The 1404-nt window shown below is 63.0% G+C and carries 3 protein-coding genes; all 3 read left to right on the top strand.

Going from position 1 to position 1404, the window contains the following annotated elements; translation table 11 throughout:
- A partial coding sequence (locus tag A2I95_RS37930) for a hypothetical protein (protein WP_291737583.1) occupies positions 1–321 on the top strand: 321 nt, incomplete at its 5' end.
- A 61-nt stretch (positions 322–382) separates the two neighbouring features.
- On the top strand, positions 383–721 hold the full coding sequence (locus A2I95_RS37925) for a helix-turn-helix transcriptional regulator (protein WP_291737582.1): 339 nt from the start codon (positions 383–385) through the stop codon (positions 719–721).
- 20 nt (positions 722–741) lie between these two features.
- A partial coding sequence (locus tag A2I95_RS37920) for a YeeE/YedE thiosulfate transporter family protein (protein ID WP_291737581.1) occupies positions 742–1404 on the top strand: 663 nt, incomplete at its 3' end.

Below are 1404 nucleotides of genomic sequence, written 5' to 3'. Positions count from 1 at the left end.
GCGGCCGAACTGGTGATGGTTGAACAGGCAGGCTGCGAATGGTGCGCCCGCTGGAACGAAGACATCGCCCCGATCTACCCCAAAACGGCCGAGGGCAAATTCGCTCCCCTGCGCCGGGTGGATCTGCGCGCCCTGCCCGATGATCTGCAGATTGCCCGCCGGGTCATGTTCACCCCGACTTTCCTGATTGTTGAGGACGGCCAGGAACAGGCCCGGCTTGAAGGCTATCCGGGTGAAGATTTCTTTTGGCCCTTGCTTGCAGATTTGTTAAGCGCTCATACGGGATATGTTGATAATACGAACAATCCGGGCGGCAGCTGACCGTCCCGGCAGGGGTCAAGCAGAGGAGTGCGGCGCCAGCGCGCCGCTCAGGAGACAACAGATGGCATTACCGCAGTTTTCCGCCGATATGGAACCGGAAGAAATGGACAGGATGGTGGACAACGCCACCAAAGCCTCCAATTTCCTCAAGGCGATCAGCCACGAAGGCCGGCTGATGATCCTGTGCCATCTGGTCTCGGGTGAAAAATCGGTGACCGAGCTGGAAGAACTGCTGTCGGCCCGCCAGGCTGCTGTGTCCCAGCAATTGTCCCGTCTGCGCCTGGAGGGCCTGGTCATTCCCCGCCGGGAAGGGAAGGCAATCTTCTACCGCCTCGCTGACGACAAACCCCGCCGCATGCTGGAAACGGTCTACGACCTGTTCTGCAAAGACGGCAGCTGAGGCCTGATTGAAATCCCCGCATGTTTGATCTCCTGACAGAACACCAGCTGGCCGCCTGCATCGGTCTTCTGGGCGGTGTACTGCTGGGTCTTGCCGCACGGCTGGGACGGTTCTGCACCCTGGGTGCAATCGAAGACCTGCTCTATGGCGGCTCCTCCCTGCGGATGCGGATGTGGGGCATTGCTATCGGCGTGGCGGTCACGTCCAGCTTTGCGCTGATCGGCCTCGGGCTGGTCGATGCCGGCCAGTCCTTTTACCTGTCGATCCGCTGGATGCCCGCCGCCTCGATCCTTGGCGGGCTGATGTTCGGCTACGGCATGGCCCTCAGCGGCAACTGCGGCTACGGCGCCATCGCCCGTCTGGGCGGCGGCGACCTGCGCAGCTTTGTGATCGTGCTGGTGATGGGCGTCTCCACCTATGTCGTTCTGGCAGGCCCCCTCGCCCCGTTGCGCAACCTGTTTTTCACACAGCAGGACGTCACCACCGAAATCCCGCCGGGACTGGCCCATTACGCCGCCGCCTGGAGCGGTCTGCCGGTTGCCGCGGTCGGTATCGCTGCCGGCCTGCTGATCCTGCTGGCCACGCTTGCCAATGCGGAACTGCGCGCCGACAGGCAGGCGCTGTTCTGGTCTGCCGTGGTCGGACTGGCCGTCACCTCCGGCTGGGCCGGCACGACCTATGTC

Source organism: Leisingera sp. F5 (assembly GCF_001593695.1).
Note: the sequence above shows the minus strand (reverse complement) of the source record. Positions and strands in the feature narration are given on the sequence as shown.